At 50.7% G+C, this 15,219-nt stretch carries 15 protein-coding genes; all 15 read left to right on the forward strand.

Going from position 1 to position 15,219, the window contains the following annotated elements:
* Nucleotides 1-11: 11 nt before the first annotated feature.
* The 15 genes from NYE29_RS17855 to dnaG all read left to right on the forward strand — a co-directional run bounded on the left by NYE29_RS17855 (nt 12) and on the right by dnaG (nt 15,216).
* On the forward strand, nt 12-200 hold the full coding sequence (locus tag NYE29_RS17855; protein ID WP_340896942.1) for a hypothetical protein: 189 nt from the start codon (nt 12-14) through the stop codon (nt 198-200).
* A 184-nt stretch (nt 201-384) separates the two neighbouring features.
* Complete coding sequence (yqfC, locus tag NYE29_RS17860) at nt 385-678, forward strand: sporulation protein YqfC (protein ID WP_038595431.1); 294 nt, start codon at nt 385-387, stop codon at nt 676-678.
* Nucleotides 675-1,865 carry a sporulation protein YqfD gene (gene yqfD, locus NYE29_RS17865; protein WP_076109089.1) on the forward strand — a complete coding sequence of 397 codons (1,191 nt, stop codon included), beginning with the start codon at nt 675-677 and terminating at the stop codon, nt 1,863-1,865. The genes yqfC and yqfD overlap by 4 nt, the downstream gene beginning before the upstream one ends.
* 6 nt (nt 1,866-1,871) lie before the next feature.
* Nucleotides 1,872-2,843: a PhoH family protein gene (locus tag NYE29_RS17870; protein ID WP_038595428.1), complete on the forward strand. Its 972-nt coding sequence runs from the start codon at nt 1,872-1,874 to the stop codon at nt 2,841-2,843.
* A gap of 17 nt (nt 2,844-2,860) precedes the next feature.
* Nucleotides 2,861-5,116: an HD family phosphohydrolase gene (locus tag NYE29_RS17875; RefSeq protein ID WP_340896943.1), complete on the forward strand. Its 2,256-nt coding sequence runs from the start codon at nt 2,861-2,863 to the stop codon at nt 5,114-5,116.
* The gene (ybeY, locus tag NYE29_RS17880) at nt 5,113-5,610 is read left to right on the forward strand and encodes an rRNA maturation RNase YbeY (RefSeq protein WP_076109087.1); all 498 of its coding nucleotides are present in this window, start codon (nt 5,113-5,115) and stop codon (nt 5,608-5,610) included. Before NYE29_RS17875 ends, ybeY begins: the two co-directional genes overlap by 4 nt.
* Complete coding sequence (locus NYE29_RS17885) at nt 5,610-6,005, forward strand: diacylglycerol kinase family protein (protein ID WP_038595423.1); 396 nt, start codon at nt 5,610-5,612, stop codon at nt 6,003-6,005. Before ybeY ends, NYE29_RS17885 begins: the two co-directional genes overlap by 1 nt.
* Nucleotides 6,006-6,322: 317 nt before the next feature.
* Nucleotides 6,323-6,742 carry a cytidine deaminase gene (locus NYE29_RS17890; protein WP_038595422.1) on the forward strand — a complete coding sequence of 140 codons (420 nt, stop codon included), beginning with the start codon at nt 6,323-6,325 and terminating at the stop codon, nt 6,740-6,742.
* 654 nt (nt 6,743-7,396) lie between these two features.
* Nucleotides 7,397-8,227, forward strand: a complete 831-nt coding sequence (gene era / locus NYE29_RS17895) for a GTPase Era (RefSeq protein ID WP_231578510.1) — start codon at nt 7,397-7,399, stop codon at nt 8,225-8,227.
* 107 nt (nt 8,228-8,334) lie between these two features.
* Nucleotides 8,335-8,478: a YqzL family protein gene (locus tag NYE29_RS17900; RefSeq protein ID WP_076109086.1), complete on the forward strand. Its 144-nt coding sequence runs from the start codon at nt 8,335-8,337 to the stop codon at nt 8,476-8,478.
* 36 nt (nt 8,479-8,514) lie between these two features.
* Nucleotides 8,515-9,270: a DNA repair protein RecO gene (gene recO / locus NYE29_RS17905; protein WP_038595420.1), complete on the forward strand. Its 756-nt coding sequence runs from the start codon at nt 8,515-8,517 to the stop codon at nt 9,268-9,270.
* Nucleotides 9,271-9,740: 470 nt separating this feature from the next.
* Nucleotides 9,741-10,628: a glycine--tRNA ligase subunit alpha gene (gene glyQ, locus NYE29_RS17910; protein WP_076109085.1), complete on the forward strand. Its 888-nt coding sequence runs from the start codon at nt 9,741-9,743 to the stop codon at nt 10,626-10,628.
* Nucleotides 10,621-12,702: a glycine--tRNA ligase subunit beta gene (glyS, locus tag NYE29_RS17915; RefSeq protein WP_076109084.1), complete on the forward strand. Its 2,082-nt coding sequence runs from the start codon at nt 10,621-10,623 to the stop codon at nt 12,700-12,702. Before glyQ ends, glyS begins: the two co-directional genes overlap by 8 nt.
* A gap of 180 nt (nt 12,703-12,882) precedes the next feature.
* A complete protein-coding gene (locus NYE29_RS17920; RefSeq protein WP_076109190.1) occupies nt 12,883-13,356 on the forward strand; it encodes a YaiI/YqxD family protein in 474 nt (157 codons plus the stop codon).
* Between the two features lie 24 nt (nt 13,357-13,380).
* On the forward strand, nt 13,381-15,216 hold the full coding sequence (gene dnaG, locus NYE29_RS17925) for a DNA primase (protein ID WP_340896944.1): 1,836 nt from the start codon (nt 13,381-13,383) through the stop codon (nt 15,214-15,216).
* Nucleotides 15,217-15,219 lie beyond the last annotated feature (3 nt).

Genomic DNA, 15,219 nt, shown 5'->3' on the forward strand with positions numbered 1-15,219 from the left:
TGCTTTTTTTTATGAAGTCCTTCCTGGTGTTGCGGGGAGGATATGCTTTTACGGAGTCAGAGCGGGATCAGTTAAGTGTAGAGATACTGCTGGTTGTCCGCTATTTTGCCGCCAGCGTCCACGCCTACGTGGTAACGACTACTTCAATATCAGGGTTAGGCGTAGCTGCCATAGTAAATTCCTTCGTCCCTGTTAGATAGATTATTATATTTTGAGATTTTCATTTTGGATTGTATTTTCAACCAATTTCAAAAATACCGATTGGAACGGGGATGCCGGATCTATGCTGATATTGAAATTACAGTGGCAGGGTGAGTTCTTCTCATAAAAAACAGCATTGCCGCATAAGGTGTACAGAAGGCAGGAAGGGGGAGAAGTCTACATATGACCCGTATCGGCCGCAGGCTGCGGGGATGGACAAACGGGGTATTGGATCTTCCGCAGGATGTGCTGCAGGAGATGCCCCGAATCACCCTGATCGGCAATAAGGAGCTGTATATTGAGAACCATCGCGGCGTGCTGCATTTTTCCTCCGGGCAGCTTAAGCTTGCGTTAGTCAATGGTTATCTGGAGATTTCCGGCGAGGGATTAGTGATCCGGAATATTCTTGGCCAGGAACTGGCTGTAGAGGGTTTAATCGGGGAGATCAGATATAAGGGAAGCGAGGAGAAACCATGAAAGAACCGCCTCTGGCATCTCTGCGGGGGTTCGTTACACTGCATGTGACGGGACCGCAGGTGGAAAGGTTTATCAATGCAGTGAACGAACAAGGCATCGTCATATGGGATGTGAGGCCCGCGGGGGATGGCGTTTCCCTGAAGCTGCTGCTGAATGACTTTTATGTCCTTCGGCCGCTGTTAAAAAAGACAGGCTGCCGCATGCATGTGACAGGCAGGAATGGCTTGCCCTTCCGGCTCGCGCGGCTGTGGAAACGGAAGCTTTTTGCTGCCGGTTTATTGCTGTTTGGCATTGGCCTTCTGCTGCTTTCTTCAATGGTGTGGAGCATCAAAGTCGAAGGGAATCAATTCATTGCCTCCGAAGATATTCTGGATGCTGCTCGTCAAGAAGGTATCTATCCTTTCCAGTGGATTTGGCGTATGGAGGAGCCGGACAAGCTCTCCAGGGAGATGACCTCGCGGATGCCGGGGCTTTCCTGGGTAGGGGTGCAGCGGACGGGGACGAGCATTACCATCCAGGTTGTCGAGGCTGACAAGCCCGAGAACAAGCCGCTGCTAAGCCAGCGCCATCTGATCAGCAGAACCGATGCGGTGGTTACCGAGATCTACGCCGAGCAGGGCAGACCGGTTGTAGCGCGCAATTCGCGGGTCAAAAAAGGGGATATTCTGATCTCCGGCACCCTGGGTGATGAAAACAATATGCAGACGGTGGTTGCCAAAGGCGAGGTAAAGGGTCTAGTATGGCATGAATACAACATCGAGGTGCCGCTCAAAACAACCGGCAGTTCATATACAGGGGACCGGAAAGACCGCACATATCTGGTGATCGGCAATTGGGCGGTTCAACTTTGGGGATACGGGAAATCCGGATTTGAGAAATCACGGACGCTTACGGAGCATGATCTGCTGTCCTGGCGTTCTTTGCAGGTGCCGCTTGGACTGATGACTGAGAAGGAAATGGAGGTCAAATATACTTCCGGCACCAAAACTCCGGAGGCTGCCCGGCAGGAAGGAATCACTCGGGCAACTAATGATATTTTGGCCCGTTACGGCACTGACAGCGTTATTAAAAGTCAAAAAATTTTGCATGAGAAGAAAGAGAATGGTAAAGTTTATATGAAAGTGCTGTTTGAAGTGGAAGAGAGAATCGCGGAAGAACTTCCGATAGTAAACAACCGAGGAGAATGAGGCTACTTGTCAGAACAGACTGCAAGCATTCGTATATCTTTGCAAAATGCGGGAGAAGCGCAATCCCTGTTCGGCCCGCAGGATGGTTTTCTGAAAATTATCGAGAGTGAAATACCGGCGGTTATCGACTCGCGTGAAGCTGAAGTTACAATACGCGGGGCGGAGCGGGAAGTGGACATGCTGGGACAGCTGTTCAATGTGCTGCTGTCTCTGATCCGCAGCGGTTACATACTTAGTGAACGTGATGTGCAGTATGCGGTGGAGCTGGCAAAGGATTTCCGTGCTGACCAACTGCTTGATTTGTTCAAAGGTGAAATTACGACAACCTTCCGCGGCAAGCCGATCCGTGTCAAAACGATTGGCCAGAAGCACTATGTGACTTCGATCAAGAAGCGCGATATCGTCTTCGGCATCGGACCTGCGGGAACAGGGAAAACCTATCTCGCCGTTGTGCTCGCCGTCACCGCGCTGAAGGAAGGTTCCGTGAAGCGCATCGTGCTTACGCGTCCTGCAGTTGAAGCAGGAGAGAGCCTGGGCTTCCTTCCCGGCGATTTGCAGGAAAAGGTTGACCCATATCTCCGTCCGCTCTACGACGCCTTATACGACGTTATGGGCCCCGATCAGGTTGCCAAGGCACTGGAACGGGGATTGATCGAAATTGCACCGCTCGCTTATATGCGCGGACGCACGCTGGATGATTCTTTTATCATCCTGGATGAAGCCCAGAATACGACTCCTGAACAGATGAAAATGTTCCTTACCCGGCTTGGTTTTGGCTCCAAGATGGTTATTACGGGTGACGTTACCCAGATTGACCTGCCGCGCGGCAAAAAATCCGGGTTGATCGAAGCGAAGGCGATTCTGTCAGGTATCGAGGAGCTTGGGTTTGTTTATTTTGCGGAACAGGATGTCGTACGGCATTCCCTGGTGCAAAAAATTATCGTCGCCTATGACCGCTCTGCCGAAAACCAGGAATAACAAAGGGGACTGTCTCCATGGCCTCAAAGCAACCATCGAAATTAAGCGGATTTGTATATAGCAACAACGGCTGGAAGTATAGCGCGGCGACGCGCTATGCTCTTTTCCTGTTATTGGGGATTGTTTTCTACTTCAGTCTCTCGTCTGATTTGCTGCCTAAACGCTATGACATTAAAGAAAACACCAAAAGCGCCAAGGAAATTACTGCACCGAAGCAAATACTCGACAGCAAAGCTACGCTGAAGGCTCAGGAAGCAGCTGCTGAGACTGTGCAGAACAGGTATGAGATTATTCCGATGAGGCTCGATAATCTGGTAACCTTGCTGATAGACCGGATAGACCGGCTCAATCAGGATGATCTGATTTCACAAAGTGAGAAGACCGACATTTACAAGGATGTCATTCCGCAGCGGGCCAATGATTTTATCGTGAACTTTGTGAATTCGAGCCGTAACTCCGGCACGTATTCCACTACACTGCTTGATGAGATGCAGTCCGTCATCAAAGAGCAGACCTACGTCATCCCGGAAGAGACTTATATCAAAATTCCGCGGCTGACCTCCCAGGACATCATCGAGATGAAGCCGGTTGCCCGGGATATTGTCACCAAGCTGATGAACGACCAGATTGTGGATGCCCAGACTGCGCGCGCGAAGGTAGCGGAGCAGGTCAGCGTCAGCTCACTAAGCCAGCGCACAGCCCGTGAGGTGGTGCAGGAGCTGGTGCGGCTGGTGATCACGAGCAATAAGTTTTACGATGAGGAAGCTACCAAGGAAGCTAAGGTGCAGGCCCGCGAGAACACGCCGGATGTGTTCATTGAGCAGGGGGATGTGCTTGTTGCTAAAGGGGATTATATTACACCCGAACTGTACGCACTGCTGGATGAGAGCGGCCTGCTGAGCAATGAGGTCAATTATTGGCCGCAGTTGGGCCTGTTCCTGCTGTCAGCTATGCTCTCCGCCGGCCTGCTGATGTTCATCCGTTATACCGGAGGGACCTCCGGCTTCAAATACAATAATTCCCAGCTGCTTATGCTGGTGCTTGTGTTTATTATTACGATCATCTCGATGCGGCTTGCCGCGTTTTTACAGACCGATGTCCGGTCTTATGTCGGGTTCCTGGCTCCGGTAGCCATTGGCGCTATGCTGATCGCAATGCTGCTGGATATGACGCTGGCTTATTTCTGTTCCATCCTGTTCAGTATTCTTTCCAGTATTATATTGAATGTGCAGCAAAATACGGTATTTGATTTCAACTTCGGCTTTTTTGCTCTTATTGTTTCCTATGTGGCAATTTTCGCCACCCACCGCGCCGGGCAGCGCTCCACGCTGCTGAAAGGCGGGATTATGGTGTCCCTGTTCGGTTGTGTGGCTGTGTTTATGCTGACGCTGCTGAGCGGCGGAGACTGGAATCAGACGCAGACACTGTACGCTATCGGCTTTGCCTTTGCCAGCGGTCTGCTGACCGCGGTGCTGGTAATCGGACTGATGCCTTTCTTCGAGGCTACCTTTGGCATTCTATCGGCTCTCAAGCTGGTAGAGCTGTCGAATCCGAATCATCCTTTGCTGCGCAAGCTGCTTACAGAAACGCCCGGAACCTATCATCACAGTGTAATGGTCGGCAATCTGTCAGAAGCTGCGGCGGAGGCGATCGGGGCGGACGGGCTGCTCTGCCGCGTAGGCTCCTATTATCATGATATCGGCAAGACGAAGCGGCCGTTTTATTTTATCGAGAACCAGAACAACATGGAGAATCCGCATGATTCGATTGAACCGAAGCTGAGTAAATCAATCATCGTGGCCCATGCCCGCGACGGGGTGGAAATGCAGAAGGAGTACAAGCTGCCCAAACCGATCCGCGACATTGCCGAACAGCATCACGGCACGACATTTCTGCACTATTTTTATCATAAAGCATTGAAGCTGGCCGAAGAGAAGGGTGTGGAGCCTGATTTCACGGAAGAGGATTTCCGTTATCCGGGGCCGAAGGCGCAGTCAAAGGAATCTGCAGTTGTCGGAATCGCCGATAGCGTGGAGGCTGCTGTCCGTTCGCTTCGCAAGCCGACGGTTGTGCAGGTGGAGACGATGATCGAGAAGATTATCAAAAGCCGGCTGGATGACCATCAATTCGATGAGTGTGATCTGACGATTAAGGAATTGGATATTATCGCACGGACGCTGAAAGAAACGGTTATGGGGATTTTTCATTCCCGGATCGAATATCCGGAGGAAGTGAAGAAACCTAAAAAAGAGGAAGGAGCCGTAAATACATGAGTCTTGCAATCGTTTGGAACAATGAACAGGAAGAACACGAGATTAATGACGAGCTAATATCCCTGCTGGAGCGCATTCTGCAAAAGGCGGGTGAAGCCGAAGGTATTGAGGGCGGCGAGGTGGATCTTACTTTCGTCAACAATGAACGGATCCATGAGCTCAATCGGGAATACCGGGGAATTGACCGTCCGACGGATGTGCTTTCCTTTGCCATGAACGAAACCGGCGAAGATGAACTGGAAATTATATACGGACAAGATGAGAATGAAGAGCTTGAAGATGTGCCGAATGTGCTCGGAGATATCATTATCTCTGTCACCCGCGCGCAGGAGCAGGCTTTGGAATATGGCCATTCCCTGGAGCGTGAGCTAGGTTTCCTGTTTGTGCACGGATTCTTGCATCTGCTGGGCTACGATCATCAGGATGCTGCTTCTGAGGCTGAAATGATGTCCAAGCAGGAGCATGTGCTGGCTCAGGTCGGGTTAACACGCTAATGGTCAAAAATACGGCGGTAGGCCACAAAAAGTTCTGGCATTCGTTTCGATTTGCGGCGCAGGGCATTGCCGGAGCGTTCAAATCCGAATTGAATATGAAGGTACATAGCGGCTTGGCTGTTCTTGTGCTTGCTGCTGCCGCCGTATTCAGGCTTCCTGCGGCAAGCTGGATGCTGTTGTTGCTGGCAATTACGCTCGTTTTGACTGCTGAGCTGCTGAATACGGCTATTGAAGCGACGGTTGATCTGGTCTCCCCGGAGATTCATCCCCTGGCCAAGACTGCCAAAGATACCGCCGCAGGTGCTGTGCTGCTTACGGCGGTGTTTGCTGTGATCACGGGAATCTATGTTTTTTATCATCCGGTGATGGACTGGATCACTGGACTTATGTCATAATCAGTTTACAACTTCAGCTCGGGGAGAGGCGGATCGGCGTTTTGCGCTCCGCCATCTTTGGTTAGATCCATACTTCTCGTAGTAAGAATCCTGCAGGTTGAACAAATTTAATGGTGTGTTGGCGAAACGATTTTGCCCGAATCAACTCAATGAAATCTATGTTCACAAAACTTAGGGTTATGCTTCCGAAGCGAGTTATGTCCGAAGTTACTCAATGAAGTCTATGCTTACAAAACTTAGGGTTATGCTTTCGAAGCGAGTTATGTCCGAAGTTACTCGATGAAGTCTATGCTTACAAAACTTTTAGGAGGATCACTATGGATTCTGCGCTACTTCTTCAAGAAGCGATAAAGGCACGAACGAGTGCCTATATACCTTATTCCCGCTTTGGCGTCGGTGCTGCGCTGCTGGATCAGGACGGCCATGTCCATCATGGCTGCAATATTGAGAATGCTGCTTACGGGCCGACCAACTGTGCGGAGCGGACTGCGATGTTCCGCGCCATCGCGGACGGCCATAAAGCCCGCAGCTTCCAGGCCATCGCGGTTGTTGCAGATACTGACGGCCCCGTATCGCCCTGCGGTGTCTGCCGGCAGGTGATGGTGGAACTATGCGGTCCCGACATGAAGGTCATCCTCGGGAACATGAAAGGCGATATCGTGGAGACTACCGTGCGTGACCTGCTCCCGGGTGCTTTCGGTCCGGACGATCTGGAGCAGGGCCAGGCTCCTGAGTAAAAGGGTAAAAGCCTGCATTTAGAAAACAGCGGTTAGCTGTTTCGATGTTAACTGTATTCTACTGCACTATGTGCAGTAGAATTAGCTGATGTTTCTTTGAAATGGAAATCTGTTGCACTATGTGCAGCAGGATGAGGTAGTTCGCCTGTTTTTCACCTGTTCTGAGCAAATCAATTGCACAAAATGCAGCAGATGCAGAAAACAGCCTTATTTATGTGAATTCTGCTGCACTAAATGCAACAGAATATCAAGTGAGACTATTTCAAATTGTTTAACGTAACTATCCGCGCGAAAATGTTCAAAACGTGCTAAGCAACTCCTGATCTTCAGAGTAACTTGGCTAAGGGGAGCGCGAACAAGGTTTTGAGTAATATCCCCTGCGCCAGCGTCCAAGCGTGTTCCCGCAGGGAACGAAAGCGCTCTAAGCACCATCCGTCTCACTCAAGCGCCGAACCTAACTGTGCCATCCCATTCCGGGTGTCCAGAGGGCAGGGGCCCTTGGGGTCCCCCTTGGCTAAGGGGGATTTAGGGGGATCGAAAAAAGCTTTTGAAACAGTTTTTAACGTTTTTGAAAAAGGAAGGAAGATTATATTGAAATTCAAATCAGGGTTTGTCGCCATTATCGGCAGACCGAACGTAGGCAAATCGACACTCATGAACCAGGTGATTGGCCAAAAAATAGCCATCATGTCGGACAAGCCGCAGACAACCAGAAACAAAATCCACGGGGTTTACACTGCCAACAACTCGCAGATCGTATTTCTGGACACGCCGGGTATCCATAAAAGACAATCCAAGCTGGGCGACTACATGAACCAGACGGCGATGAGCACGCTGCATGAAGTGGAGGCTGTGCTGTTTCTGGTGGACGCATCCGAAGGACTCGGCGGCGGAGACCGCTTTATCGCCGAGCAATTACACAGTATCAAGACACCGGTTATTCTGGTGATGAACAAAATTGACAAGATCGAGCCGGAGGCGCTGCTGCCGCTGATTACACAGTACAACAAGCTGCATGAGTTTGCCGAAATCGTGCCGATCTCCGCCAAGCTGGGCAACAATGTGAATACCCTGCTGGATCAGGTGGCGAAATATTTGCCGGAAGGTCCGCAGTATTATCCCGACGATCAGATTACCGATCATCCGGAGCAGTTCGTCTGCGCGGAGCTGATCCGCGAGAAGATTCTCCATATGACCCGCGAAGAGGTGCCGCATTCTATCGCGGTGGCCATCGAGGATATGAGTGTAGAGCCCAATGGAGTTGTGCATATTTCCGCCGTTATTTTTGTGGAGCGCGATTCCCAGAAGGGGATCATTATCGGCAAGCAGGGTGCGCTGCTGAAAGAAGTGGGCCGGCGGGCCCGTACGGATATCGAGAACCTGCTGGGATCGAAGATTTTTCTGGAGCTATGGGTAAAAGTGAAAAAAGACTGGCGCAATCAGGACCGCGTACTGCGGGATTTGGGCTTCCATAAAGACCTTTAATCTTGGGCTCCGCAGCTTCTTGGCAGGAATTGCAAGGATAGAACCTGGCACATCGCACATCCTATTTCTGAAGAGACATCGTGTTTCCGAAGAAAGGATGAATACGAATGCGAGACTTTTCGTGGAAGTATTTTGCAATGACTGGAGATGTCGATGCTTATCTGCTGTACAGGGAAGCCGTAGATCCGCTGGATGAAGGCGGACTGCTGCTTGCAGAGGAAGAGAAGGCCCTTGATGAAGAAGCGCAATAAGGACTGGTTGCTTGCCGAATGGTTGGGGGAAGAGGCATGCTACACAGGGTGGAAGGGATCGTCATCCGCAGCATGGACTACGGCGAGGGGAACGCGATTATTACGCTTTGCACCGAGAACGCCGGCAAAGTAGGCGTTCTGGTGCGCGGCGCCAAGAAGGTCAAAAGCCGCCATGCTGCCCTGATCCAGCTGTTCACTGTAGGGGAATTTGTGTTTTTTCGCAACAATGGGGGACTGGGTACATTAAATGCCGGGGAAATTACACAGTCTCACCATCCGCTGCGCGGGGATTTGTTCAAAGCGGCATATGCTTCATATGCCTGCGAGCTGCTTGATCGTGTGCTGCATGATGAGGAGACGGGAAGCTTTTGGTTCCGCCAGCTTTCAGCCTGCTTGAATGCGCTTGAGGACGGCAAGGAACCCGGCGTCATTATAAATGTTTTTGAGATGAAAATACTGCAGGCGGCAGGATATGGTCCAGAACTGGATGCCTGTGTCGTATGCGGGTTGGACAAACCTGATGAAGAACTCAGAATAAGCCCCCGTCTCGGCGGGGTGCTCTGCCGCAGCTGCAGGCATAATGATCCTCCAGCCATGGAGATTTCTCCGCGGGCGCTGAAGCTGCTGCGTTTATTCGCTGCACTTGATTTAACCCGGCTTGGAAATGTCGACGTGAAGGAAGGCACCCGCGCAGAACTTAAAAAGATTATGCGTGCCTTTATGGACATGCAGCTTGGGCTGAAGCTGAAGTCGCAAGGGTTTCTTGATCAGCTTGATAAATACGATATTTGACGAAATCCAAATTTTCCGGTACTATGGTGACAGTTTCTTTTTGTATATAGCCGTTGTTGCTCTTACATTTGGAGACGTACAGTGATCGGGAAAGTAGTGGACAGATTTGTCGCTTAAGCGAGCCGGGGATAGTGGAAGCCTGGCGGGACAAGGTTCATGAACAGGGCACCCGGGAGTACGGTAACGGCAGAATGAAAAGTGGATTGCGCTCATCGGATTAGGCCCTGCTTTATAGGCCAGATACCGGATTCGTAATCAAGTAGGGTGGAACCGCGGGAGAATAAGTTAAGCTCTCGTCCCTATGTCTGTATATCAGGCATGGGGGCGGGAGCTTTTTTGCCTTGTGGCGAGGATCTTAACCAAGGATCCTGCACCGCCGCAAGTATAAAAGAGTGCCGCCTCCATCGCGCAGGAGCAAGATGCCTCAAGGCACAGTGTGCCAAAAACTTGTAAGCGAAGGAGTCGGTAGTATGAATTTTCAGCAGATGATTTTGACACTGCAGCAGTTCTGGGCAGCAGAGAATTGTATTCTCGTCCAGCCGTATGATACGGAAAAAGGGGCGGGCACGATGAACCCCATGACGTTTTTGCGTTCGCTTGGACCGGAGCCATGGAAAGTAGCTTATGTTGAGCCTTCCCGCCGTCCATCGGATGGACGTTATGGCGAGAACCCGAACCGCCTGTACCAGCATCACCAGTTCCAGGTGATCATCAAGCCTTCACCGGACAATATCCAGGAGCTTTATCTGGAAAGCCTGAAGGCGCTTGGCGTAGACCCGCTGCAGAATGATATCCGGTTTGTCGAAGATAATTGGGAGAATCCGTCGCTGGGCTGCGCAGGCCTTGGCTGGGAAGTATGGCTGAACGGGGAAGAGGTTACTCAGTTTACTTACTTCCAGCAGGTCGGAGGAATTGAGACCAAACCGGTTGCTGTTGAGATCACATACGGATTGGAACGGCTGGCCTCCAACATCATGAAGAAAGAAAATGTGTTTGATCTGGAATGGGTGGACGGCATGACCTATGGTGATGTATTCCATCAGCCGGAGGTTGAGCACTCGACCTATACATTTGAAGTCTCCGATGTCAAAATGCTGTTCACACTCTTTAATACCTACGAAGAGGAAGCACGCAGAGCTATGGAGCACCATCTGGTGTTTCCGGCTTACGATTATGTGCTGAAATGCTCGCATACCTTCAATCTTCTGGATGCACGCGGAGCGATCAGCGTTACCGAACGCACGGGCTTTATTACGCGGGTGCGGAATCTGGCCCGTACCGTTGCGGCGACATATCTTGAGGAACGCGAGAAGCTTGGCTTCCCGCTGCTGAAGAAAGAAGGTGCTGACCTTGTCTAAAGATATATTGTTCGAGATCGGTTTGGAAGAGGTGCCTGCACGCTTCATCCGCGCTGCGATGGAGCAGTTGAAAGACAGAACAATTAAATGGCTGGAAGCTTCGCGTATTTCCCATGGCGGAATCAACGCATATGCTACACCGCGCCGTCTTACGGTTCTGGTGAAGGATGCTGCCGAAAGGCAAGAGGATATCAGCGAAGAGGTGAAGGGCCCTTCTCGCAAAATCGCGTTGGACGCAAGCGGCGAGTGGAGCAAGGCCGCACTCGGCTTTGCCCGCAGCCAAGGGGTGTCGACGGAGCAGTTTACCTTTAAAGAATTGGCCGGAGTGGAGTATATCTACGCCACCAAAAACAGTGAAGGTGTAAATACTTCCTCGCTACTGTCCGAAGGACTCAGCGGCATTGTCAGCTCGATGACCTTTCCGAAAAATATGCGCTGGGGAGCGTATGATTTTAAATTTGTCCGTCCGATCCGCTGGCTGGTTGCCTTGTTCGGGCAAGAGATCATTGATCTGGAAATTACAGGGGTTAAAGCAGGCAATACCAGCCGCGGCCACCGTTTCCTTGGAACGAATGTTGTTATTGCTGAACCTGCGGATTATGTGGAAGCTATGCGTGCGCAGCATGTGCTGGTAGATGTGAAGGAACGCGAAGAGCTGATTCTGAACCAGATCAACAAGCTGGCAGCAGAGAAAAGCTGGACAATTGCCATCAAAGAAGATCTGCTGGAGGAAGTGCTGTTCCTGGTAGAGACACCGACTGTGCTGTTTGGCACTTTCGATCCTTCGTTCCTCAATATCCCGCAAGAGGTTCTGATCACCTCGATGCGGGAGCATCAGCGTTACTTCCCGGTCTTAGATAGCGCAGGCACGCTCCTGCCGTTCTTCGTTACCGTGCGTAACGGAAATGCAGAATCGCTGGACGTCATTGCCAAGGGAAATGAAAAGGTGCTGCGTGCCCGCCTATCGGATGCGAAGTTCTTTTATGGAGAGGATCAGAAACTGCAGATCAGCGATGCGCTGGCTAAGCTGGAATCAATCGTGTATCACGAAGAGCTGGGCAGCGTTGGCGATAAGGTCCGCCGCATCCGTGCCATTTCTGACAAGCTCGCTGCGAAGCTGGGGCTGTCCGCAGATACCGCGGCTGAAGTCAGCCGTACGGCCGATATTTGCAAATTCGATCTGGTGACGCAGATGGTCTATGAGTTCCCTGAGCTTCAGGGCACAATGGGTGAAGATTATGCCCGCAAAGCGGGAGAAGCGGAAAATGTGGCAAAAGGTATTTTTGAGCATTACCAGCCGCGTTTTGCCGGAGATGCAGTTCCTTCTACGCAAGCTGGTCTTGTAGTCAGTCTGGCCGATAAAATCGATACGATTGTGGGCTGCTTCTCCATCGGCATTATTCCGACCGGTTCACAGGACCCTTATGCACTGCGCCGCCAGGCAGCAGGCATCGTGCAGATGGTGCTGGAGCATCAATTGCCGATCTCTTTGCAGGAAATTTTCGCTGCGGCTTTGGAAATTCATGAAAATTTGCGCACAGAGAAACATTTTGCCCCTGAGCTGCGTATAAACCTTTACGAGTTCTTCGGTCTGCGCGTAAAACGACTCTTGTCCGACGACAATATCCGCTACGATGTGGTGGATGCCGTGACTGCCGCTGGTTTTGATGACATTGTCGCTGTTGTAGGCAGAAGCCGTGCGCTTACCGATGCTGTGAATGACGTCGCTGATTTCAAGATTACTGTGGATTCGCTGACTCGTATCAGCAATCTGGCAGCAAAGGCGGCAGAAGGTATTGTGGTTGAGCCTTCATTGCTGAAAGAAGAGGCTGAGCTTAAGCTGTACGAAACATGGCAGGGAATTCACACGCCGTATCATGAAGCGCTCACTGCCCGGAATGCTGCTGAAGCGCTGCGGATTCTTTCCGGCCTTAAGGAGGCCGTTACCGGATTCTTCGATTCTGTAATGGTTATGGCTGAAGATGAGGGAATACGCGCGAACCGTCTTGCACTGCTGGCCGGCATTGATGCCGACTCCAAATCTTTTGCCGATTTCGGTAAGCTGGTTTGGTAAAACCCGGCAGCATTCAAGTAATGTTTGTGATTTTTATGGTATAGATCGATGGTTTAGGGTATAAATATACGGAACGGTGCCAATGCGTAAGTTGACATTCGTTCCGTATTTATGCTTTATCAAAGAAGGATTTTTCGTTTGGCAAAGCGTATATATATTACACGGGAATTTGGTGATGTCATGTTGAGATCCCAAGCAAGAACAATTGTAGTCGACGGGGACGCGTGCCCGGTTAAGAAGGAAATCGTTGCTGTAGCCCGTTCTTTCGGCATTCCGGTATTGATGGTTTCTTCTTTTGACCATGTGCTGCAGGCTGAAGAAGGTGTTACTGTGGTGCAGGTGGACCGCGGTGCTGACAGTGCAGACCTGTATATTGCCAATCATGTTTCTGCTGGAGATGTAGTCATTACCCAGGATTACGGCCTGGCGGCACTTGCGCTCGGCAAACGCTGCAAGGTGCTCTCTAACCGGGGACAGGAATATGACAATTCCAACATGGATTTCATGCTGGAGAGCAGGCATGCCAGTGCGGTGGAACGCAGGCGTGGGCACTATTCCAAGGGTCCAAAAGCCATCACCGCAGAGGAAAAAATGAATTTTCAACATAAACTGACAAAACTTTTAACACTTTTGCAGGAGAATGTGGAGCTATAGCGAATTATATTTATTTGTTAAGAGATGAAGGTGGTTGAACTGGCTAGCGGACACGGTAATATTCCAGAAGAAGTTATCGAGAGCGTGCTGGCGCGGCATGACATTGTCGATACCGTCGGTAAGGTTGTCCATTTGTCCAAGCAGGGGAAATATTTATGGGGCCTCTGCCCGTTCCATTCGGAGAAATCCCCTTCCTTCACCGTAACCCCGGACCGGGGAGTTTTTCATTGCTTTGGCTGTGGTATGGGCGGAAATGCCATCAAATTCAGGATGGAAATCGAAGGGTTATCCTTCCCCGAAGCAGTCAGAATAATGGCGGAAGAAAGCGATATTGCTATTCCCGAAGGCAAAGGAGGCACATTATCTCCTCCCGACCCTGAGCGGGACCGGCTGATACAGGCTTATGAGTTGTCGGCCAAATTTTATCATTTTTTGCTGAAGAACACGGAATACGGCACTGCCGCAATGAATTATTTAAGATCCCGGAACTTCAGTGATAAAATGATCGACCAGTTTCAAATCGGCTATGCTCCAGACCGATGGGACACCCTGCTGCAGTTTCTGGAGAAACGGAATTTTGATCTTGCAGAAATGGAAAAGGGCGGGCTGTTGTCTGCCAGGGGCGAGGGCAAAGGGTATCTCGACCGTTTTCGCGGGCGCGTTATTTTTCCGATTGCGAACCGCACAGGCAAGACCATCGCTTTTGCCGGAAGAATTCTTGGGGAAGGTCAGCCGAAATATTTGAATTCCCCGGAGAGCAGACTATTTAACAAAAGCCGGATTCTGTACAATTTGCACCAGTCCAAAGCATCCATCCGCAAAACGCGGCAAATCGTCCTCTTCGAAGGATACGGCGATGTCATTTCGGCCTGGGAAGCAGGTGTGCATAACGGCGTGGCTACCATGGGAACCTCGCTGACCGAGGGACATGTAGCCCTGATGAAAAGCCTGGCTGACGAGATTGTTCTTGCCTACGACGGCGACCGGGCGGGACAAGCTGCAGCGATGAAGGCGATCCCGATGCTGGAAAGCAATGATCTGCGGGTGAAGGTTGCCGTGCTGCCGAGCGGTCTGGATCCGGATGAATTTATCTCCCGTCACGGCGGGGACAGATTCAAGGAACAGGTGATGGATTCGGTGGTATCATCCATAAAATTTAAGCTTATATATCTGAAAAAAAACCATATACTCCTAGAGGAAGACGGCAAAATCGCCTATGTCAAGGAGGCATTGGAGATTATTGCATCACTGCAATCTTCGACCGAGCGTGAAGTTTATCTGCGGGAAATATCCTCAGAGCTGGAGCTGTCATATGATAGCTTAAAGCAGGATTGCAACTTGCTGCGGGCGTCGATGCAAAAAAACATCCCCGAAGGGGATAATAACGATAAAAGGTGGAATAATGGTAGGCATAAAAAAGGGCAAGTGCAGACACCTACTTTACTGCCCGCTTATCATGTTGCGGAACGGCGCCTGCTTTCCTTTATGATTCAGGACCCGGAAGCTGCTACTTATGTAGGCGAACGCCTCGGAGAAGAGTTCAACATCGATGATCATGCGGCAATCGCCGCTTATCTATATGCCTATTATGCGCAAGGCAAGCCACCCGGCATCAGCCGTTTTTTATCATCACTACAGGATGATCGTCTGGAGAAGACTGCAACAGCGATATCCATGATGGACACACCGCCGGATTGGAACACGCAGGTTTTGGACGATTGCATCCGTGAAGTACGGAAGTACCCCCTGCAGCGCAGGATGGAACAAAAACGCGAAGAAATGATTCAAGCGGAGAAATCCGGTGACTTTTTGCGTGCGGCACAAATTGCAAGTGAGATTATAACCCTAGAGAGACAATAAGGA

The organism is Paenibacillus sp. FSL M7-1046, from assembly GCF_038007405.1.
Classification (GTDB): domain Bacteria; phylum Bacillota; class Bacilli; order Paenibacillales; family Paenibacillaceae; genus Paenibacillus_AQ.